The 24,685-nt window shown below is 63.4% G+C and carries 19 protein-coding genes and 1 pseudogene; 4 read left to right on the plus strand and 16 right to left on the minus strand.

The genetic code is table 11. The annotated features are described in order from the left end of the window. The first annotated feature begins 14 nt into the window (after nucleotides 1-14). Complete coding sequence (locus tag NKH19_RS01355; RefSeq protein ID WP_352863273.1) at nucleotides 15-1,469, plus strand: glutamate synthase subunit beta; 1,455 nt, start codon at nucleotides 15-17, stop codon at nucleotides 1,467-1,469. 56 nt (nucleotides 1,470-1,525) lie between these two features. Here NKH19_RS01355 and NKH19_RS01360 read toward each other — a convergent pair whose 3' ends face one another. Next, complete coding sequence (locus NKH19_RS01360; protein WP_352863275.1) at nucleotides 1,526-2,740, minus strand: SGNH/GDSL hydrolase family protein; 1,215 nt, start codon at nucleotides 2,738-2,740, stop codon at nucleotides 1,526-1,528. Between the two features lie 76 nt (nucleotides 2,741-2,816). Then, nucleotides 2,817-4,037 carry a lytic murein transglycosylase gene (locus tag NKH19_RS01365; protein WP_352863276.1) on the minus strand — a complete coding sequence of 407 codons (1,221 nt, stop codon included), beginning with the start codon at nucleotides 4,035-4,037 and terminating at the stop codon, nucleotides 2,817-2,819. Between the two features lie 209 nt (nucleotides 4,038-4,246). Between NKH19_RS01365 and galU the strand changes: the two genes are divergently transcribed. Further along, nucleotides 4,247-5,149 carry a UTP--glucose-1-phosphate uridylyltransferase GalU gene (gene galU, locus NKH19_RS01370; protein ID WP_352863277.1) on the plus strand — a complete coding sequence of 301 codons (903 nt, stop codon included), beginning with the start codon at nucleotides 4,247-4,249 and terminating at the stop codon, nucleotides 5,147-5,149. Between the two features lie 53 nt (nucleotides 5,150-5,202). Here galU and NKH19_RS01375 read toward each other — a convergent pair whose 3' ends face one another. Next, complete coding sequence (locus NKH19_RS01375) at nucleotides 5,203-6,993, minus strand: outer membrane beta-barrel protein (RefSeq protein WP_352863278.1); 1,791 nt, start codon at nucleotides 6,991-6,993, stop codon at nucleotides 5,203-5,205. Nucleotides 6,994-7,244: 251 nt separating this feature from the next. Here NKH19_RS01375 and NKH19_RS01380 point away from each other — a divergent pair, with 251 nt between their 5' ends. After that, nucleotides 7,245-8,246 carry a KpsF/GutQ family sugar-phosphate isomerase gene (locus tag NKH19_RS01380; protein WP_352863279.1) on the plus strand — a complete coding sequence of 334 codons (1,002 nt, stop codon included), beginning with the start codon at nucleotides 7,245-7,247 and terminating at the stop codon, nucleotides 8,244-8,246. A gap of 4 nt (nucleotides 8,247-8,250) precedes the next feature. Here NKH19_RS01380 and NKH19_RS01385 read toward each other — a convergent pair whose 3' ends face one another. From NKH19_RS01385 to NKH19_RS01445, 13 genes and pseudogenes are all read right to left on the minus strand, one after another. Then, nucleotides 8,251-8,715 (minus strand): NfeD family protein, encoded by a 465-nt coding sequence (locus NKH19_RS01385; RefSeq protein WP_352863280.1) that lies wholly within the window; start codon nucleotides 8,713-8,715, stop codon nucleotides 8,251-8,253. 11 nt (nucleotides 8,716-8,726) lie between these two features. Beyond that, nucleotides 8,727-9,677, minus strand: a complete 951-nt coding sequence (locus NKH19_RS01390; RefSeq protein WP_352863281.1) for an SPFH domain-containing protein — start codon at nucleotides 9,675-9,677, stop codon at nucleotides 8,727-8,729. Nucleotides 9,678-9,765: 88 nt separating this feature from the next. Then, entirely contained in the window at nucleotides 9,766-11,010 is a 1,245-nt protein-coding gene (locus NKH19_RS01395) for an NAD(P)/FAD-dependent oxidoreductase (protein ID WP_352863282.1), read from the minus strand. Between the two features lie 152 nt (nucleotides 11,011-11,162). Continuing rightward, the gene (gene hemH, locus NKH19_RS01400) at nucleotides 11,163-12,227 is read right to left on the minus strand and encodes a ferrochelatase (protein ID WP_352863283.1); all 1,065 of its coding nucleotides are present in this window, start codon (nucleotides 12,225-12,227) and stop codon (nucleotides 11,163-11,165) included. A 136-nt stretch (nucleotides 12,228-12,363) separates the two neighbouring features. Then, complete coding sequence (locus NKH19_RS01405; protein WP_352863285.1) at nucleotides 12,364-14,403, minus strand: 5'-nucleotidase C-terminal domain-containing protein; 2,040 nt, start codon at nucleotides 14,401-14,403, stop codon at nucleotides 12,364-12,366. 188 nt (nucleotides 14,404-14,591) lie between these two features. After that, on the minus strand, nucleotides 14,592-14,969 hold the full coding sequence (gene omp10, locus NKH19_RS01410; RefSeq protein ID WP_352863287.1) for an outer membrane lipoprotein Omp10: 378 nt from the start codon (nucleotides 14,967-14,969) through the stop codon (nucleotides 14,592-14,594). Between the two features lie 187 nt (nucleotides 14,970-15,156). Further along, nucleotides 15,157-16,602 carry a homospermidine synthase gene (locus NKH19_RS01415; RefSeq protein WP_352863289.1) on the minus strand — a complete coding sequence of 482 codons (1,446 nt, stop codon included), beginning with the start codon at nucleotides 16,600-16,602 and terminating at the stop codon, nucleotides 15,157-15,159. Between the two features lie 129 nt (nucleotides 16,603-16,731). Beyond that, nucleotides 16,732-17,664, minus strand: coding sequence for a heme-dependent oxidative N-demethylase family protein (locus NKH19_RS01420; RefSeq protein WP_352863291.1), 933 nt, complete (start codon nucleotides 17,662-17,664; stop codon nucleotides 16,732-16,734). After that, a complete protein-coding gene (locus NKH19_RS01425; protein ID WP_352863293.1) occupies nucleotides 17,661-17,948 on the minus strand; it encodes a YciI family protein in 288 nt (95 codons plus the stop codon). Before NKH19_RS01425 ends, NKH19_RS01420 begins: the two co-directional genes overlap by 4 nt. 14 nt (nucleotides 17,949-17,962) lie before the next feature. Further along, nucleotides 17,963-18,626 (minus strand): annotated as a pseudogene (locus NKH19_RS01430) (aminotransferase class IV family protein). Beyond that, entirely contained in the window at nucleotides 18,575-19,720 is a 1,146-nt protein-coding gene (locus tag NKH19_RS01435; protein ID WP_352863295.1) for an aminodeoxychorismate synthase component I, read from the minus strand. The pseudogene NKH19_RS01430 and the gene NKH19_RS01435 overlap by 52 nt, the downstream one beginning before the upstream one ends. A 202-nt stretch (nucleotides 19,721-19,922) precedes the next feature. Beyond that, on the minus strand, nucleotides 19,923-20,702 hold the full coding sequence (locus NKH19_RS01440; protein ID WP_352863297.1) for a helix-hairpin-helix domain-containing protein: 780 nt from the start codon (nucleotides 20,700-20,702) through the stop codon (nucleotides 19,923-19,925). A 363-nt stretch (nucleotides 20,703-21,065) separates the two neighbouring features. Then, on the minus strand, nucleotides 21,066-22,913 hold the full coding sequence (locus NKH19_RS01445) for a M3 family oligoendopeptidase (protein ID WP_352863298.1): 1,848 nt from the start codon (nucleotides 22,911-22,913) through the stop codon (nucleotides 21,066-21,068). 160 nt (nucleotides 22,914-23,073) lie between these two features. Here NKH19_RS01445 and NKH19_RS01450 point away from each other — a divergent pair, with 160 nt between their 5' ends. Then, nucleotides 23,074-24,609 (plus strand): sigma-54-dependent transcriptional regulator, encoded by a 1,536-nt coding sequence (locus NKH19_RS01450; RefSeq protein ID WP_352863299.1) that lies wholly within the window; start codon nucleotides 23,074-23,076, stop codon nucleotides 24,607-24,609. Nucleotides 24,610-24,685: the final 76 nt, after the last annotated feature.

Below are 24,685 nucleotides of genomic sequence, written 5' to 3' on the forward strand. Positions count from 1 at the left end.
GCAGGAACTGGACTATGGGCAAGGTAACAGGCTTTCTCGAAATCGACCGGCAGGTGCACAAGTACCAGCCGGCCTCCGACCGCATCCGGCATTTCCGTGAATTCACGCTGCCGATGTCGGACAAGGAGGTCGAGAAACAGGCCGCGCGCTGCATGGATTGCGGCATTCCGTACTGTCACGGGCCGACAGGCTGCCCGATCCACAACCAGATCCCCGACTGGAACGACCTCGTCTACAATGGCGACTGGGACAACGCGATCCGCAACCTGCACTCGACCAACAATTTCCCGGAGTTCACCGGCCGCATCTGCCCCGCGCCCTGCGAGGAAGCCTGCACGCTGAACCTCGAGGACATTCCCGTCGCCATCAAGACGGTGGAGCAGGCGATCGCCGACAAGGCCTATGAAACCGGCCATATCAGGCCTTATCCGCCAGAGAAGAAGACCGGCAAGCGTGTCGCCGTCATCGGCTCCGGCCCGGCCGGCATGGCGGCTGCCCAGCAGCTCGGCCGCGCCGGCCACGACGTCCATGTCTATGAGCGCGAAAGCCGGCCCGGCGGGCTGATGCGCTACGGCATTCCCGACTTCAAGATCGAGAAGCACTATATCGACCGCCGGATCGAGCAGATGCAGGGCGAGGGCGTCACCTTCCATTGCGGCGTCAATGTCGGTGTCGACAAGCCGGTTGCCGAGCTGCTGGTCGAACATGATGCCGTGCTCTATTGCGGCGGGTCGGAAACGCCGCGTGCGGCCGGCATTCCCGGCGATGATCTCGGCGGCGTGCATGACGCGATGCCGTACCTGGTGCAGCAGAACAGGCGTATCGGCGGCGAACCGATCCAGTCTGTGGCGTGGCCGTCGCATCCGATCATCGCCGGCGGCCAGCATGTCGTCGTCGTCGGCGGCGGCGATACCGCGTCCGACTGCGTCGGCACCGCCTTCCGCCAGGGTGCCGTGCGTGTTACCCAGCTCGACATCCGTCCGCAGCCGCCGGAGAAGGAAGACAAGCTTTCGGTCTGGCCCTACTGGGCAACCAAGATGCGCACCTCGTCCTCGCAGGCCGAAGGCGCGGAGCGCGAATTCCAGGTGGCAACGCTCGAATTCATCGGCGAGGAAGGCCAGTTGACCGGCGTCAAGTGCTGCGAGGTCGACGACAAGCGCAAGCCGATCGTCGGCACCGAATTCGTCATCCGCGCCGATCTCGCCTTCATCGCCATCGGCTTTGCTGGTCCGGCGAAGGCTGGTGTGGCGACTGAGCTGGACGGTGAGATGAAGATCGTCACCGACAACCGCCGCTCCAGGAATGTCGAGGCCAACGACCGTGACTACAGGACCAGCGTCGACAGGCTCTATGCGGCGGGCGACGTGCGTCGCGGCCAGTCGCTGGTCGTCTGGGCGATCCGTGAGGGCCGCCAGGCGGCACGCTCGATCGACGAGGCGCTGATGGGATCGAGCGTTCTGCCGTGGTGAATAGTGAATAGTGAATAGTGAAGATATCCTCCCATTCACCATTCACCATTCACCATTCACCGATTGATCGCGGTCGTGGTGTCGGTCGCGATGGCAGCCTTCGGCGGCCAGGAGAAATCGTCGGCGCGGCCGGGCGAGGCATTTGGTGCCTTGCCCTCGATTACTAGCTTTTCACCCGGCAGGTCCGGATTAGCCTTCGCCAGCGGTGCCGCGCCAAGCAGCTCGGTGCCGCCATCGAGTGCCGGATCACTGAGCAGCATCGGTGCGGTTCGGTCGATGACAATGGGGGCCGCGGCCGGCGCCGGCGCCTCCACGGGAGCGCCGGCCGGGGCGGATGCCGTGACCACACTCCCCGGCGCGGTCAGTCCGAGGATCTTCAACAGCGGCTTTTCGGCATAGAAGGCAAGCTTGCGCTTGCCTGCCTTCGAGACGTTGATGCCGTCATCGGCGCGCAGTCGCACCGGCTGGCCATTGATATCGGGGCCGCTGGTGACGAAGGCACCGTTCTCATCGACGAAGCCGTCCCAGATATCGACGAATTCGCCACCATGGCTTTCGGCGGCCTGACGGTAGATGTCGTTGAAGGCAAGCATGTCGGAGGTCATCTTCTGTACCCGAAAGGCCGGCATGCCGACCCAAAGGAAAGGCACCTTGGCCTCCGTAATGGCTTTGCCGAACGCGTCGGTGCGACGCTCATATTCCTTGGTCCAGGTTTCGGACCGCGGCTGTTCGCGGACGTCGCCGATTTTCATCTGTTGGCGGTCGTTGGAGCCCAGCATGACGATCACGGCGGCGGGTTTTTCGGTCTCGATCAACGACTTGATCTGTTCGGGCCAGTTGTAGAAGTCGTCACGCACGAAGCCGGACGAACCATTGCCGCGAACGACGATCCTGACGCCGGCATTCTCGGCAAAGGCGGTGTCGAGGCCTTCGGCGAGACCGGCCGCCATGAAGTCACCGACCACCAGGACGGTGCGGGCATCCGGCGCCTTTTCGACCACAGGGGTTTCCGGTTCCGCGGGCGGGCGCGGCGTCCGGGGTTTTTTCACCTTGGGCCTGGGCCTTGCCTTCTGGATATCCAGCGGCGGCTCGAACCGCTCGCTGCGGCGCGGGAACAGAAGGTCGCGCAACGACCAGCCGCGGTCTTGCTGCTCCTGCGCCATGGCCGGTGCATGAAAGGCGCCGGCCATACCGACGGCGAGCACGATTACGGCCAGAATGAGCACCGGCATGCGACGAACAAGCCCTGCGATGCGCGCAGCCGAAGCCAATCGTTTCCTCCATCCCTGGCAGATCGCTACAGTGTCCTTTGCGCGCCCGAAAGGCCGCGCGGCACCGCAGGTGGCTCTATTTCCGCCGGAGCCACTTCAGCACTTCCATGCTCGGATAGCCATCCTGGGCCAAGCCGGCGCCGGCCTGGAACGCCATGATGGCTGACTTCGAACCGTCGCCGATCTTGCCGTCGAACTTGCCTTCGTAGAGGCCGTGCTGGGAAAGCCGCTTCTGCAGCTCCTGCCTTTCCTCGAAAGTGAGCTTGGTGAAAGGCCGCTTCCAGTCCTGCACGAGACCGCTGGAGCCGGCGATCTCGTCGGCAAGAAGACCGACGGCAAGCGCATATTTGTCGGCATTGTTGTAGGCTTTGATGACCGAGAAATTCTTGATCATCAGAAAGGCTGGCCCGCTGCGGCCGTCCGGCACCTTCAGCGTCGCCTTGTCGGAGCCGTTCTTGAACGGCTTGCCATTGGCCCTGACCACGCCGAGAGCCTGCCATTGCGACAGCGTCTTGGAACCGCCGGGAAGTTTGCCGGCAGGCAGGGCGACCTCGTAGCCCCAGGTCTTGCCTGCCTGCCAGCCATTCTTCTTCAACAGGTTGGCGGCGGTCGCCAGCGCATCGGGAATAGAATTCCAGATGTCGCGCTTGCCGTTGCCGTCCATGTCGACGGCATAGTGCAGGTAGCTGGTCGGGATGAACTGGGTGTGGCCCATGGCGCCCGCCCACGATCCGCTCAGATGGCTTTCGTCGATATCGCCGGTCTGGAGGATCTTCAGCGCGGCGATCAGCTGGGTGCGGGCGAATTTCGCCCGTTTCGGATCGGCATAGGCCAAGGTCGCCAGCGAGCGCACGACGTTGCGCATGATGTCGTCGCGCTTGAGGATTTCGCCATAGTTCGATTCCATCGACCAGATGGCCAGCAGGATGTAGCGGTCGACGCCGAACCGTGACTCGATCCTGTCCAGCCACGGCTTCCATTTCCTGGCCATCTGCTGGCCGACCGAGACCGACTGGTCATGGACGCGGTTGTCGAAATAGTCCCAGGCAGGGGCAGTGAATTCAGGCTGCGTGCGCGCCTTTTCCAGCACCACCGGGTCAATATCCCTGATGTCCCTGAAGGCCTCGTCGTAGAGGGCGCCGGAAACGCCGCTCTGCACGGCGGTGGCGCGGAAGCCGGCAACCCATTGCCGGAAGCCGGCATCGGCGAAAGCGGGGCCAGGCATCAGCAGAGCGAGCGAGAGGCTGGCTGCCGCTATGACGCTGGCAAAACGTTTTGCGGCATTGCGAACGGACATCTTTTCCTCCTTCTCTGTCTCAGGAAAGACCATTCATCGCCGAACCAGGTTAGGAATTAGTTTACCATAGGTGCCGCCGCGAACGAAAAGACGTCTCGAAGGTTTCCGGCGAACGCTCCTGCCCTGTCGGCCAGTAATCCTCAATTCCGGCGTGAAAATGTCTTGCAACGGGGATTGCGGAGCTGCCCATCAAACGGATAATTGACTGCATGAAGAGAGTTCGCAAGGCAGTGTTCCCGGTCGCCGGTCTCGGCACACGGTTTCTCCCGGCCACCAAGGCTGTCCCCAAGGAAATGCTGACCGTCGTCGACCGACCAGTCATCCAATATGTGGTGGATGAAGCGCGCGAGGCCGGCATCGAGCATTTCATCTTCGTCACCGGCCGCAACAAGGCCGTCATCGAGGACCATTTCGACATCCAGTTCGAGCTCTATGACACGCTGGCCCAGCGCGGCAAGGACGACCAACTCGCTCGCCTGCAACGGCTGCAGCCGGCGCCGGGGCAGACCAGCTTCACCCGCCAGCAGGTGCCGATGGGGCTCGGCCACGCCGTCTGGTGCGCCCGCGAGCTCGTCGGCGACGAGCCGTTCGCGCTTTTGTTGCCCGACATGATCATGCAGTCGGAGAAGAGCTGCATGAAGGCAATGGTCGAGCTCTACGAGGAAACCGGCAACAACATCATCGCCGTGCAGGAATGCGATCCCGCCGAAGCCCACAAATACGGCATCGTCGGCCGTGGCGAGGATACGCATCACGGCTTCCGCATCACCGAGATGGTGGAAAAGCCGAAGACCGGCACCGCGCCGTCCAATCTCTACATCAACGGCCGCTACATCCTGCAGCCCGAGATCTTCAAGATCCTCGAAGTCCAGGAAAAGGGCGCCGGCAACGAGATCCAGCTCACCGACGCGATGCTGAAGCTGGAAAAGCAGCAGGCCTTTTATGGCTACCACTATCGGGGCCGCACGTTCGATTGCGGATCGCCGGAAGGTTTTGTCGAGGCCAATGTCGCCTTCGCACTGTGGCGCAGCGACATGAACGAGAACATGGCCGGCGTGATCCGCACCCTTCTCGATGAGATAAGACCATCGGAGCGGCTCGGCGCCGCTTAAGGCAGTCAAGCTCGCGACATATGGCTTTGCCTGACTGTGCTTGGCTAGATTTCCTATCTCTGCACTTTCACGCCGAGGAAGATGCTGTTGGCGGTATAGTCGCGGCCCGGTAGATTGCTGGTCAGCTTTTCGGTCCTCACCCTTGTGGTCAGGCCGGCATAGCGGTTCAGCCACAAGGTCATGCCCGCCTCGGCGCTCAAGATCCTGTCGTGGCCGTCGATGCCGACATAATCACGCCAGTCCAGGCCCAAAGCCGCATTTCCGGTGAGGTTGGCGCGAATCCGACGTTCGGCGGTCAGGCGCCCGGAATAGAGGATATCGCCGCTTTCATTGGCCGTGGTCGTGGGCTCGACGGTGGTCCGCCCGGTCAAGCCGATCGTGGTGCCGCGTTCGGGCGACCATTTGAGGTCGGCGTTGATGGTGGCACCCGAAATCGCATCCAAATCTTTGTCATCGATCGCTTCCCTGAGCCAGCCGGCCGAGAATTCACCCGACAGTTTCTCACCCATGTCGAGCGCAAGGCCGGCGCGGGCGCCTAGCCGCGTCGACGAGCGCTCGAAGCCTTCATTGTCGATGCGTTGATCATAGGCCCGGCGGCCAACCTCGATTTCGGTGAAAGGGGTGAGGGCGGGGGAGATCTCGTAGCCGGTGCGCAAGGTCGCGGTGTAGAGCGTGGAGTCTTGATCCTTCTGCGACAGCGAGGTGCCGTTCGAAAGCCTGGCGTCGCCATAGAAGTCGTGCGAGACCGCGCCGGTGAGCGTGTACTGCATCTTGCCGACGTGTTTTTCGACGGCGAGGCTGCCGTTGATGGTCTGCCGCAGCGGCTGCTTGCTGACGCCCGCGATGGCGTCCGGCGACGACGCCGATTCCGGCACGGCCTCATAGCCGAGCTTGGCGATGGCGCGCAGTTCATTGTCGAGGTCGAGATTGAGCTGGCCTTCGATGCGCCCTTGCTCATTGTGAACCGGGTAACCCGAGACGGTCTCGCGGAACAGGCCATAGCCGTCGATCGTGGCGGAGTTCTCGCGCCAGTCGGAGGCGGCGGAAAAGCGCAGCGCTGTCTCGGACAGCAGTGCCGACTTGCCGGCATTGCTCGAATCGCCGTTCGACGTGGCGGTCAGGCCCTGTTCGATCGTCGGTCGGATGACGAAGGAGCCCCATTTGACGCCGGTGGCGGCGAACGGGTCATCCTCCGGCTTCTTTTTCTGGCCTTCGATGGCGTTCGTGCGCTCCGCTCCTGGGTCGAGCTTCTGCTTGTCGGCGCTGTCGATGGTGAGGGCGCGGCGGTTGGCCGTTTCCTCGTCGGTGCCTGCACTATCGCTGGCATCCGTCGTGGAGGCGGTCGTGGAAGCGGTGATGTCGGTGGCTGCCGCCGTCGACTTCTTCTTTTTTTTCGACTTGTCCGCGGTCTTGTCCCTGGCTTGGTCGGCCGCATTCTGCCCGGCGGTCGATGAGCGGCGGCGAGGCTTGGGCGGCGCCGCGGTGTCGGCGGAAGTATCGTCGGTGGCTGCCGGCGGGTCGAAAACGCTGCCGGTCGCGGTTGCGTCACCGGTGTCCGTATCGTCGGGCACAGCGCCGGCGCTGGCCGGCAGATAGGTGCGGGCCAGCGCATTGTCTTGCGCCGCATTGGTCGGGGCCTGACCCTGCGCCGCCAAAGCGAGCTGTCTCGCCTTGCGCTGCTGGTCGGACAGGATCGCCGATTCCGAAACCTCGCCGCGCAGTTCCGTTTCCTGCGCATGGAGCGCCGTTGGGCGCAGCAGGGCAAACATGCTGGTCGCCAGCAGCAAGGCGCAGACCGCCTTGCCCTCACGTCCTCTCGATTTTTCTGGCTGGGCCCCGGACATCGCCACCACTGCTTGCGCGGCGCACGCGCGCCATACTTACCGAACCGTAAATGGGGATGGTTAACGGAGGGTTGAGGCGGCAGGCCGTTGGCCGCCTGAAGCGCTGACTTCCCAAGGGATTCATACGGCGCGCGTTAAGCTTTTTGGTCTCCATGCCTGTCGTTGTCGCAAACCGCCGCACACATTCGGGCGACATGCCCAGGGCCATTTCCGTTGGACAGCGCGCCGGCAAAGCGCTAATCGCTTCAGCCATGCATGCGGGATCCCTGGATAACAAGCCTTTGGACAGGCAAGCGTCGATCGATTCGGCGCTGAGGACGGTGGCGACCGAACAGGCCGGAGTAGCGGCCCTTGCCGAGGCCTTGGAGAACGGATTGGCCGCGCCTTTCGCCCAGGCCGTCGAGACGATCTCCGGGATTGAAGGCCGGCTCATCGTCACCGGTGTCGGCAAAAGCGGCCATATCGGTTCGAAGATCGCGGCGACGCTGGCCTCGACCGGCACGCCGGCTTTCTTTGTCCATCCCGCCGAAGCCAATCACGGCGATCTCGGCATGATCGCCAGGGACGACGCCATCATCGCCATGTCGTGGTCGGGCGAAAGCAAGGAACTGATGGGCATCGTCGCCTATTCCAGGCGCTTCTCCATCCCACTTATCGCCATCACCGCCGGAGAGACATCGGCACTGGCTCGGGCCGCGGACGTCGTGCTGCTTTTGCCGCGCGCGCCGGAGGCATGCCCGCACGGCCTGGCGCCGACGACATCGACGCTGCTGCAACTGGTAATGGGCGATGCACTGGCGATCGCCCTGCTCGAAGCGCGCGGCTTCACGCCGGACCATTTTCGCACCTTCCACCCGGGCGGCCAGCTCGGCGCCAATCTGACGCAGATCCGCGAGATCATGCATGTCGGCGACAGGCTGCCGCTGGTGGTCACCGGCACCGGCATGCAGGACGCGATCCTGGAACTGTCGCGCAAGGGATTTGGCTGCGTGGCGATCACCGACGCCGACGGTGCGCTGGTCGGCATCATCACCGATGGCGACATCCGCCGTCATATCGGCAGCAATCTGCTGGCGATGACGGTGGATCAGGTGATGACAAAAAGACCGAAGACGGCGGCGCCTGACACATTGGTGGCGACGGCGCTGCAGACGATCAACAATTCAGCCATCACCAGCCTGATGGTGGTGGAGGGCCGCAAACCAGTCGGCCTCATCCACCTGCACGATCTCTTGCGGATCGGCGCGGCCTGAACGTTCAGACGGGCTCCACCGTCAGCTCCAGATCGGTGTCGGCCGCACCCGTCACGCGCACTTGCGTGCCGGCCGGCAGATCCGGACCGGAGACACGCCACAGCGTGTCGCCCAGCTTGATGCGGCCACGTCCATCCCGGATCGGTTCGGCAAGTGTCGCCATCCTGCCGACCATTTGCGCGCCACGCCGGTTGAGCAGCGGCTGGTCGGTCGGGTCATTGCGACTGCCGACCAGTCTCTTGCCGATATAGGCCGAGACCAGCGACAGCGCCAGGAAGGCGAGGACCTGGACCTGCCAGGTCCAGAAAGCGGTGTCCCAGATCAGCAGCGACACGGCGCCGATGATCAGGGCGGCGATGCCGATCCACAGCATGAAGATACCGGGCGCGATGATTTCCATCACCAGCAGGGCGAAGCCGAGAACCATCCAGTTCCACGGGCCAAGTTCGGAAATGATGCGGTCGATCATGGGTTTCGAGCTCAGTTATCGGTCGGGCGAACGACTGGCGGGCGCGCGGCCTGCCTTTGCGCGCCGGTCGTGCCTTCGCTGCGGAAAACCTCCTTGGCTATTTCGCCAATGCCGCCGAGCGAACCGATCAGCGACGACGCCTCGAAGGGCATCAGCACGATCTTGCTGTTGGTGGCCGTGCCGATCTTGCCCAGCGCTTCGGTGTATTTCTGGGCGACGAAGTAATTCAGCGCCTGCACGTCGCCCTTGGAAATGGCTTCCGACACCACCTGCGTGGCGCGGGCTTCCGCCTCGGCCGAACGTTCGCGTGCCTCGGCGTCGCGGAAGGCGGCTTCCTTGCGGCCTTCGGCTTCGAGGATCTGCGACTGTTTGAGGCCTTCGGCGGCGAGGATCTGCGCGCGCTTGTTGCGTTCCGCCGTCATCTGCCGACCCATCGATTCGATGAGGTTGGCCGGCGGGTTGATATCCTTGATCTCGACGCGGGTGATCTTGATGCCCCACGGATGCGCTGCTTCGTCGACGACGCGCAGCAGCCGCTCGTTGATGGCGTCGCGGTTCGACAACAGCTCGTCCAGATCCATCGAACCCATGACGGTGCGGATGTTGGTCATCGTCAGATTGAGGATGGCGTTCTGCAGGCCCGCAACCTGGTAGGCGGCCTGCGCCGCATTGAGGATCTGGAAAAAGGCAATGCCGTCGACACCGACGATGGCGTTGTCGCGGGTGATGATTTCCTGGCTTGGAACGTCAAGCACCTGCTCCATCATGTTCATCTTGGCGCCGACGCGGTCGACGAACGGGAAAATGAAATTGAGGCCCGGGCTCAGTGTCTTGGTGTAACGGCCAAAGCGCTCCACCGTATAATTGTAGCCTTGCGGGATCGTCCTAATGCCTTTGATCAGAAGCACCAAGACCAGAAGGGCAAGTGCACCAACCGCAATATCGAAACCACTGAAATCCATTTGGCTCTCCCTCGGACGTAGGCCGCACAAGCCATTCTCGCGCAACCGACTTCACCAAAGGCTTAAGTGTATTTCAGACGCGTTACAATCAGGTGATGATGGATTGTTTGTCGAATTGCATCCTACGGTTGAAAGAAAACAGCCTTGCATCCGTATCGTCCAGCCCGTTGATCGAAGCCGAGACAATCTCGGAAGCGATCCGCGAAAAGGTGATGCCGTTGCCACCGTAGCCCATCACCGCATGGATGCGAGGATGCCTGGGAATGGCGCCGATATAGGGCAGGCCGGTGGTCGTGGTGCCAAAAGAACCGGTCCAGGCGAATTCAGGCCTGGTGTCGAGATGCGGAAATATCAGGCCAAGTTTTTCGGCAATGCGTGCGCTCTTGTCAGCGATCAGCTCGTCGCGCTGGGTCTCATCGACAAAGTCCTCGTCCTCGCCGCCGCAGACGACCCTGCCGTCGGCTGTCGCGCGCAGATAGAGGTAAGGGTCCGACGCTTCCCAGATGAAGGCTGCCCGAGGCCAGATCTTTCGCGATTGCGGTCGTGTCGCGATCGCCCAGGTCGAGACGATCTGGTGGACTGCTGCCGGCACGATATCGACGAGTTCGTAGCCGGTGGCCAGAACAACATGTCGCGCGATGATGGTCGGGCCATCCCTGGTCGCGACGACAACCGCGTCGGCGCTGTCCACGATCACCGTCGCTTCGACGGGGGCATAGAAACGTGCCGTGCGCTCCACGGCCTTGAGCAACAAGCCGGCCGTCAGCTTGCGCGGGTCGAGTGCGATATTGCCATGGCTGAGGATGGCGCCATCACGATCGATGCCGAAATTTTCCGCCAGCGCCGCCGGTGTGAGGTAGGTCGCGCCGATGCCGGCTTGCCGCCGCGCGTCGGCCTCGTCACGCAGTTGCGATGGGCTGAGCAAGGTGCCGGCCAGATAGAGCGAAGGCGTGCGGCTCAGACCACAATTGATGCCGAGTTCGGCGATGCGGGCGGCAAGATTGGAAATGGCGAGCCGCGAGCGTCGCCAGGCCTGGTTCGCCGAGTCTCTGCCGATCATCTTTGACAGCGTCGAAAGCGGCTGATCAAGCTCGAATTCCACCAGCGCGGTGGTCGCGGCCGTCGAGCCTTTCAGCGGGCCGCGCCGGTCGATGCAGATCACCGCATGGCCCTGCGCCGTCAGAGCTTCCGCCATCATGGCGCCGCTGATGCCCATGCCGACGATCAGCACATCTGTCTTGACGTCCCGGGTCAGGCTGTCCGTCGGCACCGCAGGCGCGCGATAGGCGGACCAGACTGGCCGTCCAGTTCTCAGGTCGAGCTTGCGGGGCATCGAATTCTCCGGAGGGCGCGCCTTAACGCCCCGGAGCTTGTGTTGTTCCGCTTCAGAGCGGCTCACCGCTTCACGGAAGCGGCGAGCCGCTCCAACTCTTGTTTGAAGCAATTCCGGACGGAAAACCGTTTCACACTTTTCCTGGAATTGCTTTAGACCCAGCCGGACAGTTCGCGCCGCACCATCGCCTCGATCACCGCCATGCCCTCGGCGCTGTCGTTGAGGCAAGGGATATGGGCGAAGTTCTTGCCGCCGGCATGATGGAAGGTCTCGGCCGCCTCGCGGCCGATCTCGTCCAGCGTCTCGATGCAGTCGACGGAAAAGCCGGGATTGACGATGGCGATCGACTTCACGCCGTCCTGCGCGAGTCTCTCGACCGTCTTGTCGGTATAGGGCTGCAGCCATTCCTGCGCGCCGAAGCGCGACTGGAAGGTGATGATCAGTTTCTTGTCATCCCAGCCGAGCCGTTCACGCAACAATCGCGTCGTCTTCTGGCAATGGCAATAATAGGGATCACCCTTCTCGAAATAGGGTTTCGGGATGCCATGATAGGAGGTGATGACCACCTCCGGCTCGAAATCAAGCGTCGCCAGATGCTGTTCGATCGAGCGCGCCAGCGCTTCGATGTAGACCGGCTCGTCGTAGTAAGGCGGCACGCTGCGGATGGCCGGTGCACGGCGCATTTTCATCAGCGCGCGAAACAGCTGATCGTTGGCGGTTGCCGTGGTCGTCGCCGAATATTGCGGGTAGAGCGGGAACGAAAGAATGCGGTCGCAGCCTTGGTCGACCAGACGCTGGGCAACGCTTTCGGTCGAAGGATTGCCATAGCGCATCGCCCAATCGACGACGATTTCGGGCAGGTCGCGCAGCGCTTCGGCCAGCTTCTCGCCCTGGCCGCGAGTGTAGGTGCGCAGCGGCGACTCGTTCTTCTCCCGGTTCCAGATCCGGGCATAGTTGGCGCCCGACGTCTTCGGTCGCCTGGTGAGCACCAGGCCATAGAGGATCGGATACCAGATCGCCCCGTTGAGTTCGATGACGCGTGGGTCGGACAGGAATTCTCGGAGGTAGCGCCACATCGACTTGAAATCGGTGCCGTCAGGCGTGCCCAGATTGACCAGCATGATGCCGATCTTGCCCGCCTTGACCGGCGGGTGTCCGGCGGGCAACGGGCCAAGTGCCTTCGCGGCCTTGGGATCGACAGGGGTGGATAGCGTCATAAGGGTTCTCCGGGAGACGCGAACCTAACCATCTTGTGTGCGCTTTCAATGCAGCGTCTGGCCGCACCTTATCCCGAAAACAGGACGCCCGCCCGGTTTCTCGGGCGGGCGGTGTCTTTCAGGCATCGAAGCGAGGTCATTTCGGCGGGATGGTCAGGGTCGCGCCGACCGGAAGCCGACGCGGCTCGTAGCCCTTGTTGGCGTCCGAAATGACTTTCCACTTGGTGCCGTCGCCATAGGCCTTCACCGCCAGATCCCAGTAGGTATCGCCGGCAACGATGACATGGCTGCTTTCGGCCGGTGCCGGTGCCGGTGCCGCAGGGGCAGGAGCCGGTGCCACTTCAGCCGGTTTTGCCGGTTCGGCCGGTGCTGCAGGCGGGGCTGGCGCTGTCTCAGTCGATATGGCCGGCGGTGTGTTGGCGATATCGCCCGAGTTGGCCGGCAATTCAGGCATTGAAGGCGCCGCGTCCGCGGGCTTGGCGGCTTCAACCGGTGCGGGTGCCGGGGTAGCCGGAACTGCTTCGGCCGGCTTGGCTGGTTCGGCCGCGGGTGCCGCCGCGACGGTCGCCGCGATCTCGGTGATGCGGCCGTCGAGCTTCGGCGTGTAGGGCCGGTGGGCGCCAAGATAGTCGGCAACCACCTGTTCAAGACCCGGACCGTAGTCATAGGCGTTCCTCGCCTTGTCGGCGAAGACCTTGTAGCCGTCGCCGCCCTGGCGGACATAATTGTTGGTGGCGACCAGATAGTCCTTGTCCGGATTGAGCGGCGTCCAGGCGCCGCCTTCCATGACCTCCACCGACTTGACGCGGCCGGCATTGGGTGCGGCGGACTTGTCGAAGGAATATTTCAGGCCGGCGACCTGCGGGAAGCGCCCGGCGCCGTCCTCGACCTGGCTGAGGCCGTTCTCAAGACCGGCCACCAGGTCCTTGCCGGAAATCTGGAAGGTTGCCAGCGTGTTCTGGAACGGCAGCACGGTCAGCACCTCGCCCATGGTCACGGTGCCCTTGTCGATCGATGCGCGCAGCCCACCGCCATTGGAGATGACGATCTCGACGCCCTGTCCCTTGACGCGGTCGAGGATGGCGTCGGAGACGAGGTTGCCCATCGCGCATTCTCGGGTACGGCAGCTCTCGCGGCTGCCGTCGATCACGTCGGTGGTCTCGGCCACTTCCTTGTTCTTCAGCGCCTCGATCGGCGCGCCAAGCTCCTTGATGCGGGCGAGCACGGCCGGGTCGGGCGTGATCGACTTGTCGAGATAGATCGGGTCGCCGCTGGCCGATTTGACGACGCCATTGTCATCGAACACCACCTTGAACTCGCCGAGATATTTCGAGTAAGACGCCGCCTGCACGACCGGCACCTTGTAGCCGTCCGGGTTGTCGACCATCGTCGGGTAGGGGCCTTCAGCCTTGGGGTCGGTGTTCGACAGCAGCGAATGGCTGTGGCCGCCGACGACGACGTCGATGCCCGGAATCTTGGCAATGACGTCGCGCTCGCGTCTGTAGCCAATATGGGTCACGGCGATGATCTTGTTGATGCCCTCGCCCTTCAGCTTCTCGACCTCGGCGGTGATCGACTTGACGTCATCCTCGATGGCGACATTGGGGCCGGGGGAGGCGAGGTCCGGGGTGTCGTTGGTGATCGCGCCGATGACGCCGATCTTCTGACCGCCGACCTCGACGACAACAGACGGCTTGACGCGGTCGCCGAGCTTGGATTGCGCGTTGGCCTTCACATTGGCACCCAGCACCGGGAACTGGATCATGTCGAGGAACGGCGCCAAGGCGACTTCGCCGTCGTCGAATTCATGGTTGCCGAGCGCCATGGCGTCGAACTTCATCTGGTTGAGGAATTCGCCTTCGACCTTGCCCTTGTATGTCGTGTAGAACAGCGAGCCCTGGAAATTGTCGCCGGCGCTGAGCAGCAGCACATTCTGGCCTTCCAGCTTCTTGCGCTCCTGGGCGATAGCGGTGATCAGCCGACCTGCGCCGCCGATGCACTCGCCCTTGGTCTCCTCGTCGGCCGAGCAGGTCGATTCATATTTGTTGTTGCCCTCGATGCGGCTGTGCCAGTCGTTGATGTGCAGGATGTTCAGTGTGTAGTCGGCAAAGGATGCGCCGGCCGACAGGCCGAGGGCTGAGGCGGACAGGGCGGCAATGGCAGCAAGCTTCTTCATCTTCGTCTCCCGGAAAGCTGATCGAGGCCTTTAACGCTCTTGCTTGACTGGAACATTACAGTCGGCGCTTTGGCCATGTTCCCATCGCGTTCCAGATGACGCAAGCGGAAATCCGGGAACCTTTGCCGGCATAAAAAAGGACGGCGGCCAATCGGCCGCCGTCCTTAGGAGAGCGAATGCTCGCTGGTTCAGACGCGTCGTGTCAGCACGAAATTCTGGCCGCTGGCGCTGGTGCAGTTGAGCTGGCTTGTCGAAACCATCAGGCAGTTGAAGCTGACTGGCGTCTGGCGGATCAGAGAGGTGCCGTTGATCTGCACCGAAGTGGCGCCGGTCATCGTGTAGCTGCCATCGGCAAGCTTCTGGCCTGTGTCGGTGGCGACGGTCGTGAAGGTGCCGCCGGCGAAGGTCGACAGGCCGGTGCCCTTGGCGTCGATCCAGGAGCCTTCAACGCCTTTCGGCGACGCCGCCATCGGCGGTTCATCGGGGCCGCTGGTGGCACAAGCAGCAAGCAACGCCGCAATGGCCCCCGCCAAACTCATAGAAAGAACCTTGCGCGCAATAGTCATGTGAAAATCCTCTCCTCTCGCATCGGCCGAAAAATCGGAATCGACTTTCGGAAAGCACGATGCGGGCATCCAAGTTTCCAGAGCGCACGCCGTGCTGTCAAACGGGCACGCGGTCGCTCTCGTCCGCATCCTTCAATCGCCCGATTTCCGGGCGATTGCAAGGCAATGGGGCCTATGGAACGCACCGCTATCGAACGAGGATGTTGCGGAATTGCCACGGATCGTCCCGGTCGAGGTCTTCCGGGAACAGGCCGGGACGGTTATCGAGCGGCGTCCAGTCGGTGTAGTGGCCCTCGACCGGCCCGAGATACTGGGACTGCACTTCCAGGCAGCGCCTGTAGTCCATCTCGTCGGCCTCGACGATGCCGGCCTCCGGGTTTTCCAATGCCCATACCATGCCGGCGAGAACCGCCGAGGTGACCTGCATGCCGGTGGCGTTCTGATAGGGTGCCAGCTTGCGCGCCTCGGCGAGCGAGAGGTGCGAGCCGTACCAGTAGGCATTCTTGTCGTGGCCGTAGAGCAGCACGCCAAGCTCGTCGAGGCCGTCGACCAGCTCGTTCTCGTCGAGCACGTGGTGCACAGGCTGAGCCTTGCCGGCGGCGCCGAACATCTCGTGTAGCGACAGCACCGCGTCGTTGCAGGGATGGTAGGCATAGTGGCAGGTCGGGCGGTAGTGCACCTTGCCCTTCTTGCCGCGTACGGTGAAGAAATCGGCGATCGAGATCGCCTCGTTGTGGGTGACCAGGAAACCGTATTGCGCGCCGGGCGTCGGGCACCATGAGCGCACGCGCGTGTTGGCGCCGGGCTGCTCCAGGTAGATCGCGGCCTTGGAGCCATGCTTGTGCTTCTTGGCGTTCTTCGGCATCCACTTCTCATGCGTGCCCCAGCCGAGCTCGGCGGGCTGCAGGCCTTCGGAGATGAAGCCCTCGACCGACCAGGTGTTCCAGAACACATTCATCGGCTTCGGCTTCTTGGCGCGCTGGGTGTCGCGCTCGGCGATGTGGATGCCCTTGACGCCGGCCTTCTTCATCAGCTTGGCCCAGCCCTCGCGGTCGTCCTGCGCAGGCTCCGAAAACTCGAGGCCAAGATCGGTGGCGAGATTGACCAGCGCCTGTTTGACGAACCAAGAGACCATGCCTGGATTGGCGCCGCAGGTGGAGATGGCCGTCGCACCGCCGGGCTTGTCGTGCTTTTCCTGGATCATCGCCTCGCGTAGCGCGTAGTTGGTGCGGCTGGCATTGTCGGCCTCGGCATCGAAATAGAAACCGAGCCATGGCTCGACGACGGTGTCGATGTAGAGCACGCCGAGCTTGCGGCAGAGGCGCATCAGATCCACCGAGCCGGTATCGACCGACAGGTTGATGCAAAAGCCCTGACCACCGCCATTGGTCAGAAGCGGCGTCAAGAGCTTCTTGTAGTTCTTCTCGGTCACCGCTTCCTGGACGAAGGCGATGCCGCGCTCGTCGAGCAGCTTGCGGTCGGTGTCGCGCGGGTCGATGACCGTCATGCGCGACTTGTCGAACTGGAAATGGCGCTCGATCATCGGCAGCGTTCCCCGGCCGATCGAACCAAAGCCGATCATCACGACAGGGCCGGTGATCTCACCGTAAACGGGCCAGTTTTCAGTCGCCATTTTATCGAACACTCCTTCAAAGCCCAGGAAGCTGGGAAAAACGCACACAAAACCGGGCATCCTTGCCCGGCGGCCATGCGCTACATCACAGATCATTGTCACAAACCAGCGAAAAGCGCCAACCAGCGGCTAGCCGTCATTGGCCATGTGGTTAAGGACCACGATCAGCCGGTCGCGGTCTGATGTCAGGCCCTTGTAGTCGAGCTGGGCGAGATCGAGCGCTTCGAGCTGGCCGGCGAAAGATACAGCCAGCGTTGCCCGATCCGGATGCCGGGCGAGCACGGTGAGGGGGTCGAGATGGATGCGGATGGTGAACAGGATGTCACGTGTAACCGGTAGTTTCCGCAGGGTTTGCCGCTCGACGCGGATGAAGGCATGGGCGTCGATATCGCCATCGGGAAAGCGCGACGGCCGGTTGGTGGCGCGGTCCATGCGCTGCAGGTCGGAGAGCGGATGATAGAGCGCGTCGCCCGACTGGATCGACCAGTTGTAGCGCTCGACGGCTTGTCCCTGGAGGCCATCGAACATCCGGTGGATCAGCTCGGCCGGACGCGTGCCCGGGCCGAAACCCGGCACCGGCGCGTGGATGTCCTGCAGCGGCTTACCGAACTTTTCCAGGAGCGACCAGGATGAGGGAAAGCACAGCGAGCCGGCAACGAGCCGCCAGCCGGCGTCGCTACGGCGCATCAGGATCAGGTCTTCCTGGACGAGCTGTGAGGCCCTAGCCAGCGGAGCATCGGCGAGGGAAGCAGGCAGGCGGCCCGCCGCGCCCACGGCCTCGACCCCCGACCCGGTGCGCCGATAGGTTTCGGGGAACCTCTCCAGCAGATGCGCATCGAGCAAATCGAGCACTTCCTGCTGGGCGTCCCGCGTGCCATCCTCCTCGACGAAAACACGCTCGGGGATTTCGGCATAGAGCCGGCGCTTCTCGGCGAGATAAGGCAGCAGATGATCGTCGACCTCGATCCAGTCCGCCGGATCGAGCGGCTTCAGCCCGATGCTGAAGAGTTTCGACGAACCGTCGTAGGGCGTGTGGGCGGGGAGCACCTCGGCCACGCTCATGCTTCCTTGAAATGATCGAGGCTGGTGGCGGTCATCCTCGCCAGGAATTCGGTGACATCATAGTCGGCCGCGCCTGCCTTGGCGAAAGGGTCGGCGGCCAGCCTGACGTCGAGCACCTCGCGCGGACATCGTGCGATGATGACGCCGCCGGTCCTAGGCTTCTTCGGCCCGGAGGCGACGAAGATGCCGTCCGCATAGCAGGCCTTCAGCCACTCGACATGCGCGGCCTGCAAGCGGTCGATCTCGGTCAGCGGCACTTTGTAGTTCAGCGAGACGACAAACATTGTCTGGGCTTCTCTCAGGTAAGTTTGGCCGGAATCAGTCCGCGCAGCGAATTGCCGACGAACAGCGTCCTTGCGGATTTCAGATCGTCCAAGCTGTAGATCGCTTCACGGGCGCGGCCTTCATCCAGAAGCTCGGCGCGCAATACGCCAGGCAGCAGGCCGCAGTCGAGCCGGGGCGTCGCCAGCGCGCCGTCGCCGAAAATCGGCGAAGACATTGGTGATGGTGCCTTCACAGATTTCGCCGCGCTCGTTGGCCAGGATCACCTCGTCGGCCTGGGTGATGAGATATTCGGCGCGGGCGTGCGTGTAGAGCTGCCGCCGGCTGGTCTTGTGGCGCAGCAGCGGATCGTGCGAATCGAGCCTCGTTCGCGCCAGCCGCAGCAACCAGACCTTGTCGGCGGCGAGCGGTTCGTAGGGGTGTGCCGAGGCGGTCACCTTGCCGTCATGCGACAGGACGAGGCGGGTGCGCATGGCAATGCCGGACCCGCTGACCGCGCTGCTCAGCGCCTCGCCGACCTTGCCCGGATCATAGCGGAAGCCGAGCTCAGCCGCCGAGCCGTAGAGGCGGGCGAGATGACGATCGAAGCGCAGGAAGCCCGAGCCGGGTTCCCAGCGCATGGTCTCGATCAGCTGGAAATCGGCGGTGTTCCCGTCGCGAAGCGCGCTTTCAGCAGACACTCCTGATACTCCTCCCGCGCCGTCGAATCGAAGACGACGCCGCCACCGACATTGTAGACGGCCTCGCCGCCGGAAAAGAGCGAGATCGTGCGGATCGCCACGGAAAAGCGCATCGTGCCGCCGGGCGCGATCCAGCCGATGGCGCCACAATAGACATCGCGCGGCGTGCCTTCCAGATCGTGCAGGATTTCCATGGCGCGAATCTTTGGCGCGCCGGTGATCGAGCCGCAAGGAAACAGCGCCGCAAAGATCTGGCGGATGGAGAGACCCGGAAGCAGTTTGGCCCTGACATCGCTCACCATCTGATGGACGGTCGGATAGGTTTCGATGCGGAACAGCGCCGGCACGTCCAGCGTGCCGACCTCGCTGATCAGCGAGATATCGTTGCGCAGGAGATCGACGATCATGCGGTTTTCGGCCTGGTTCTTCTCGTCGTTGCGTAGGAAGATCTTCTGCCGCTCGTCCTCGGCCTTGGTCGCGCCGCGGGACGCCGTGCCCTTCATCGGATGCGTCTCGATCATGCCCCCGGCGTCGATCTCGAAAAAGAGTTCCGGCGAGCGCGACAGCACGATGGGTTCACCGAGCGCGACGAGCGCGCCATACTTTACCGGCTGGCGTTCGGTCAGCGCATCGAAGGCGGCCAGCGGGTCGCCTGACCATTGCGCATGCACCGGAAAGGTCAAATTGCCCTGGTAGCAATCGCCCTGCCTGATGTGCTGGTGCAGCCGCGAGAAGCGCTTCTCGTAGTCCTTGGGCGACCACGTCGCGCGGGCGTCGAAGATCGGGCCATTGGTCGCCGCGGTGTTGCGGGGCGGCACCGCCTCTTCGACCGGCGCATCGAAAACGCCAAGGCACACGAGCGGAGCGCGGCGCCCGTCCGGCAGCAAGGGAACGAGCTTGGGTTCCAGCAGATACCCCGCCTCATAGGAGAAATAGCCGGCAAGCCATTTGCCGGCGTCGTGCGCGGCTTGCGCTGCTTCCAGTGCCGGCAGGAAATCCCTTGCCTCATGCGCCAAGATGACATCGGCCGGCCGGTCGAAAACGAGCTGGCGCGCGCTTTCGTCGTTGCGGAAAATGGCGGCGGGCACGGACATGGGACTCGGATGCTGCGGTCGATGAAGCCGTCGACCGCTCTATATGGGGGGCCGCTCGCGCGCAATCGAGGGAACGGCACGCTGCCACTCAAAGCCGACCTTGGGGCCGATCTCAAGGCCATTTCCGGGTCAATATTGCGGGCCAAAAACAAAACGGCGGCGCCCTGGGCACCGCCGTTTGCAACAATATTGCCTCTGCCGCTCAAGTGTTGCTGGCGGTTCCCGCAGTTGGAAACTGCTTGGCGAATTCCTTTTCGTTGCCGGCGGCGAGCAGCTTGGCCTGCTCGATCCAGCGCTCGCGTGCGATGCGGCCGTCGAAATTCATCACGTCCTCGATCCGCTTGACATCGGCGGCTGTCCAGCTGGCGATCTGGGCGAAGCTGGTGACGCCTTGCGCCTTGAGCAGCTTCTCGTTGACCGGCCCAATGCCGATCAGCCGACGCAGATTGTCAGGCTTGCCGGATGCTGGCTTGGCCGGTGCCGGTGCGGCTTTCCTGGCTGGGGCTTCCTTTGGTGCGGTCGAATTCTTGGCTGCCGAGGCCGCGGCTGCCGGCTTGCTCGCCGCGGACTTGACCGCAGGTTTCGACGCTGCCGGCTTTGGCGCCGCCGATTTCGCAGCCACCGCCTTTGCAGGGGCGGCCTTCGCGGCCGCCCGTTTGGCAGGCGCCGGCTTTACGGGCGCGGATTTGGCCGTCGAAGGTGTCGACATCACGGCCGAGGGGGCAGCGTTTGTCTTGGCACTGGCAGCGGGTGCTGCCTGCGCATCGCGCAGCCGGCGCTCAAGGTCGGCGCGAGTCTTGCCGCATGCATTGAGTTCACCGGTCAGCCGGTCGCTGTCGGCGCGCAGTCTGTCGCGCTCGCCGCGTGTGCGGTCGATGTCGCCACGCAAGCTGTCCAACTCACCGCGCAGGCGGCCCCACAGGAACCAGCCCACCAGCACGCCTACCAGGAACGCCAGGAGCATGTAGAAAAAAGTGCCCATTGTGTCTCTCCAGTCAGATCCGTCTGCCGTGGGGTCATGACCTTCGGCGAAGGACTACTCGATGGTGGTTCCGCGGTTCGCGGAACAGCCGGCTTCGGTTCGAGCTGTCGGCAATCGGCCTTGCTTGCCATGGCCAACGGCCATCGTCGCGTTCGCCTGAGTGCTACGGCCGGCTGAGATATTTCCTCGCAGATCCGCATGCGCTCCGGCTGAGCTTGTAGCGAAGGCTATCATAGAGCTCGTGGAAAGCTATCGGAAAAACTTCGGTGGAGAGTACTTCAAGAACAGATATTTAGAGCAAGAATACAGCCATACCAATGTGCATTCCGGCTAAACTGTTTGGTGACGCCCGCGGGACGCATTTCACGTGTCGAGCACTTCCAACTCGTCGATCAGGCCGCTGATGACGCCAAGCCCGATCTGCCAGAAGGCGGGGTCGGTGGCGTCAAGGCCGAAGGGCGCCAGAAGCTCTGAATGATGCTTGGTGCCGCCGGCGCGGAGCATTTCGAAATACTTGTCCTGAAAGCCGCGCTCGGCGTTCTGGTAGACCGCATAGAGCGAGTTCACCAGGCAGTCGCCGAAAGCATAGGCATAGACATAGAAGGGCGAATGGATGAAGTGCGGGATGTAGGTCCAGAACACCTCGTAGCCTTCGCGCAGCTTGATCGCCGGACCCAGGCTTTCGGCCTGCACTTCGAGCCAGAACTGGCCGAGCCTGTCGGAGGTCAGTTCGCCGTTCTTGCGCTCGGCATGCACCTTGCGCTCGAATTCATAGAAGGCGATCTGGCGCACGACCGTGTTGATCATGTCCTCGACCTTCTGGGCGAGCATGGCCTTGCGCTCGCGCCTGTCGGTGGTCTGGTCGAGCAGCGAGCGGAAGGTCAGCATCTCGCCGAAGACGGACGCCGTCTCGGCCAGTGTCAGTGGCGTCGAGGCCATCAGCGCGCCCTGGCCGCTGGCCAGCACCTGATGCACGCCATGGCCAAGTTCGTGCGCCAGCGTCATCACATCGCGCGGCTTGCCCATGTAGTTGAGCAGCACATAGGGATGCGCCGACGGCACGGTCGGATGCGCGAAGGCGCCGGGCGACTTGCCCGGACGCACCGGCGCGTCGATCCAGTTGTGGTCGAAGAAGGTTCGCGCGATCTCCGCCATGTCGGGCGAAAAGCGCTGATAGGCGGACAGCACGGTGTTCCTGGCCTCGTCCCAGCCGATGATCGCCTGAGGCGTATCCGGCAACGGCGCGTTGCGGTCCCAGTGGTTCATAACCTCCATGCCGAGCCACCGCGCCTTCATCGCGTAGTAGCGGTGCGACAGGCGCGGATAGGCATCGCGCACGGCGGACGCCAGGGCATCCACCACGCCGCGCTCGACGCGGTTGGCGAGATGGCGTGAATCGGCGATGTCCTCGAAGCCGCGCCAACGGTCTGAAATTTCCTTGTCCTTGGTCAGCGTGTTGGTGATCAGCGTGAAAGTGCGCAAATTCTTGCGGAAGGTCGTGGCCAGCGCCTCGGACGCCCGGCGGCGCACCTCGCTATCGGCGTCCTGCAGGCGGTTCAGCGCCGGCTCCAGCGTCAGTTCCTCGCCGTCGATGGCGAAGCGAAGATCTGTCATCGTCTCGTCGAACAGTCGGTTCCAGGCACCGCGCCCGGTGATCGATTTTTCGTGGAAGAGCTGCTCGACACGGTCCTCGAGCTGGTAGGGCTTGTCCTTGCGCAGATCGAGCACCCACGGCCGATAGTGGCCGAATGCGGGATCGCCGGCGAGCGCGCCTTCGATGGCGGCATCATCGATCAGGTTGAGTTCGAGCGCGAAGAACAGAAGGTGCGCGCTGGCGTCGGTCATCTTCTCCTGGATGTCGCCATAGAGCTTGGCGCGCTGCGGGTCGGCGGTGTTGCCGGCATAGACCAGTCCCGCATAGGAGACGATGCGGCCGATCAGTTCCTCCAGTGCCTCGTAGGCGACAAGCGCCTCGCCCAGCCTGCCTCCGCTGCCGCGCTCGGCCTCGGCGGCCAGCGTGCCCTTCCAGCGGCTCTCGAAGCTGATCGCATCGGTGGCCGCCTTGGCGATATCGCGCTTCAGCTCCGGCGCGTCCATGCCGGCATAGAGGTCGGCAAGGTTCCATTCCGGCAGGTCGCCAAGCTCGGCCGCGCCCTGGCCGGACGCTGGCGCCGCAAGCCGCCGAGCGGAAACCGTGTGCCCAGAAACCATGTGCATCGCCGACACCTTCCGTGGCCAAGGTTCAAGGGGAAACGAGAAGCCGGTCAAATCCTAAGGAATTCATTCACCGGGTTTTTTGAAACCTTATTTAGAACCCTGTGCCAAGATGGTCCACAGGGCAGAATTCCTCGGGCGGGCAGTCATACCAGTCATGACAGGTTCCATACTCATAGTCGATGACGATCCCGTGCAGCGCCGGCTGCTCGAAGCGGCGGTGACTCGGTTCGGTTACACGGCCATCGTCGTCGATGGCGGCGCGGCTGCTCTCGATGTCCTCGACGGGCCCAGCGCCCGCGAGGTTTCGGTGGTCATCCTCGATCTGGTCATGCCCGGTCTCGACGGCATCGGCGTGCTGAAGGCGATGCGCGAGCGCGACATAAATGTCCCGGCCATCGTGCAGACCGCCCAGGGCGGCATCGAGACCGTGGTCTCGGCGATGCGTCACGGCGCCTTCGATTTCGTCGTCAAGCCGGCGTCTCCGGACAGACTGCAGGCGTCGATCGGCAATGCGCTCAAGGTCGAGGCCGTCGAGGGCGAGGTCAAGCGCACGTCGCGCCGGCGCAGCGGCCTTCTGACCTTCAAGGACATGATCACGCACAGCCCGGCCATGGACAGGGTGATCCGCCTCGGCCAGAAAGCGGCGGCATCCAACATTCCGATCCTGATCGAGGGCGAGTCCGGCGTCGGCAAGGAGCTGGTGGCGCGCGCCATCCAGGGCAGCGGCGACCGCCGCTCGAAACCCTTCGTCACCGTCAATTGCGGCGCCATTCCCGACAATCTGGTCGAATCGATCCTGTTCGGCCACGAGAAGGGCTCATTCACCGGCGCGACCGACAAGCACACCGGAAAATTCGTCGAAGCGCATTCCGGCACGCTGTTTCTCGACGAGATCGGCGACCTGCCGCTCGACGTGCAGGTCAAGCTGTTGCGCGCCGTGCAGGACGGGGAGGTCGACCCGGTCGGCGGGCGCTCGACCGTCAGGGTCGACATCAGGCTGATTTCGGCGACGCACCGCAACCTCCTGCAGCAGGTCAAGGACGGCAAGTTCCGCGAGGATCTGTTCTATCGGTTGAACGTCTACCCGATCTTCGTACCGCCGCTGCGCGACCGCCGCGACGACATCCCCTATCTGGTCAGCCATTTCATGGACAAGGTCGCGCCGGCCGACCCGCGTCGCCGCCTGCAAGGCATTTCGGCCGCGGCGCTCGCCGTGCTGCAGGCCTATGACTGGCCCGGAAACATCCGGCAGCTCGAAAATGCCGTCTTCCGGGCCTCGGTGCTTTGCGAAGGCGATGTGCTGACCACGGAGGACTTCCCGCAGATCCGGGCGCAGGTGGAAGGCACCGTCAACCTCGACACGGACGACGATGCGCCGTCGCCGTCCCTGCCTCCGGAGGGGTACGAAGAAGAAGCCTTGCCCGGCGAGGTTAGCCCGGCAACCGGGTCCGATGCGCCGGCCAGGTTGCCGCCCCGCTTCGGCACGTTGCGGGCGCTCGACGATCGCGGCAATGTACGCGCGCTGGCCGATGTCGAACTTGAGATGATCAAGCTCGCCATCGATCACTACAACGGCCAGATGAGCGAAGTCGCCCGCCGACTCGGCATCGGCCGCTCGACGCTCTATCGCAAGCTCAAGGAATACGGCATCGATCCCGAGACCGGCCGCGTCGACCGGCTCGCTTCCTGAGGCACAAGGCCGGCGCCAGTCCGCAATGCCACAATAGGCCGTATACCGGCCGTTGGCGGATTGTGGCGGCACAACG

Source organism: Mesorhizobium sp. M1338 (assembly GCF_040318045.1).
In the GTDB taxonomy this organism is placed as follows: domain Bacteria; phylum Pseudomonadota; class Alphaproteobacteria; order Rhizobiales; family Rhizobiaceae; genus Mesorhizobium.

Bases quoted from the DNA above. Each gene is read 5' to 3' on its own strand.
- NKH19_RS01375 (WP_352863278.1), bottom strand. From the start codon at position 6,993: ATGTCCGGGGCCCAGCCAGAAAAATCGAGAGGACGTGAGGGCAAGGCG.
- NKH19_RS01420 (WP_352863291.1), bottom strand. From the start codon at position 17,664: ATGAGCGTGGCCGAGGTGCTCCCCGCCCACACGCCCTACGACGGTTCG.
- NKH19_RS01450 (WP_352863299.1), top strand. From the start codon at position 23,074: ATGACAGGTTCCATACTCATAGTCGATGACGATCCCGTGCAGCGCCGG.
- NKH19_RS01390 (WP_352863281.1), bottom strand. From the start codon at position 9,677: ATGGATTTCAGTGGTTTCGATATTGCGGTTGGTGCACTTGCCCTTCTG.
- NKH19_RS01435 (WP_352863295.1), bottom strand. From the start codon at position 19,720: ATGTCCGTGCCCGCCGCCATTTTCCGCAACGACGAAAGCGCGCGCCAG.
- NKH19_RS01395 (WP_352863282.1), bottom strand. From the start codon at position 11,010: ATGCCCCGCAAGCTCGACCTGAGAACTGGACGGCCAGTCTGGTCCGCC.
- NKH19_RS01445 (WP_352863298.1), bottom strand. From the start codon at position 22,913: ATGGTTTCTGGGCACACGGTTTCCGCTCGGCGGCTTGCGGCGCCAGCG.
- NKH19_RS01440 (WP_352863297.1), bottom strand. From the start codon at position 20,702: ATGGGCACTTTTTTCTACATGCTCCTGGCGTTCCTGGTAGGCGTGCTG.
- hemH (WP_352863283.1), bottom strand. From the start codon at position 12,227: ATGACGCTATCCACCCCTGTCGATCCCAAGGCCGCGAAGGCACTTGGC.
- NKH19_RS01415 (WP_352863289.1), bottom strand. From the start codon at position 16,602: ATGGCGACTGAAAACTGGCCCGTTTACGGTGAGATCACCGGCCCTGTC.
- omp10 (WP_352863287.1), bottom strand. From the start codon at position 14,969: ATGACTATTGCGCGCAAGGTTCTTTCTATGAGTTTGGCGGGGGCCATT.
- NKH19_RS01405 (WP_352863285.1), bottom strand. From the start codon at position 14,403: ATGAAGAAGCTTGCTGCCATTGCCGCCCTGTCCGCCTCAGCCCTCGGC.
- NKH19_RS01365 (WP_352863276.1), bottom strand. From the start codon at position 4,037: ATGTCCGTTCGCAATGCCGCAAAACGTTTTGCCAGCGTCATAGCGGCA.
- NKH19_RS01385 (WP_352863280.1), bottom strand. From the start codon at position 8,715: ATGATCGACCGCATCATTTCCGAACTTGGCCCGTGGAACTGGATGGTT.
- NKH19_RS01355 (WP_352863273.1), top strand. From the start codon at position 15: ATGGGCAAGGTAACAGGCTTTCTCGAAATCGACCGGCAGGTGCACAAG.
- galU (WP_352863277.1), top strand. From the start codon at position 4,247: ATGAAGAGAGTTCGCAAGGCAGTGTTCCCGGTCGCCGGTCTCGGCACA.
- NKH19_RS01425 (WP_352863293.1), bottom strand. From the start codon at position 17,948: ATGTTTGTCGTCTCGCTGAACTACAAAGTGCCGCTGACCGAGATCGAC.
- NKH19_RS01380 (WP_352863279.1), top strand. From the start codon at position 7,245: ATGCATGCGGGATCCCTGGATAACAAGCCTTTGGACAGGCAAGCGTCG.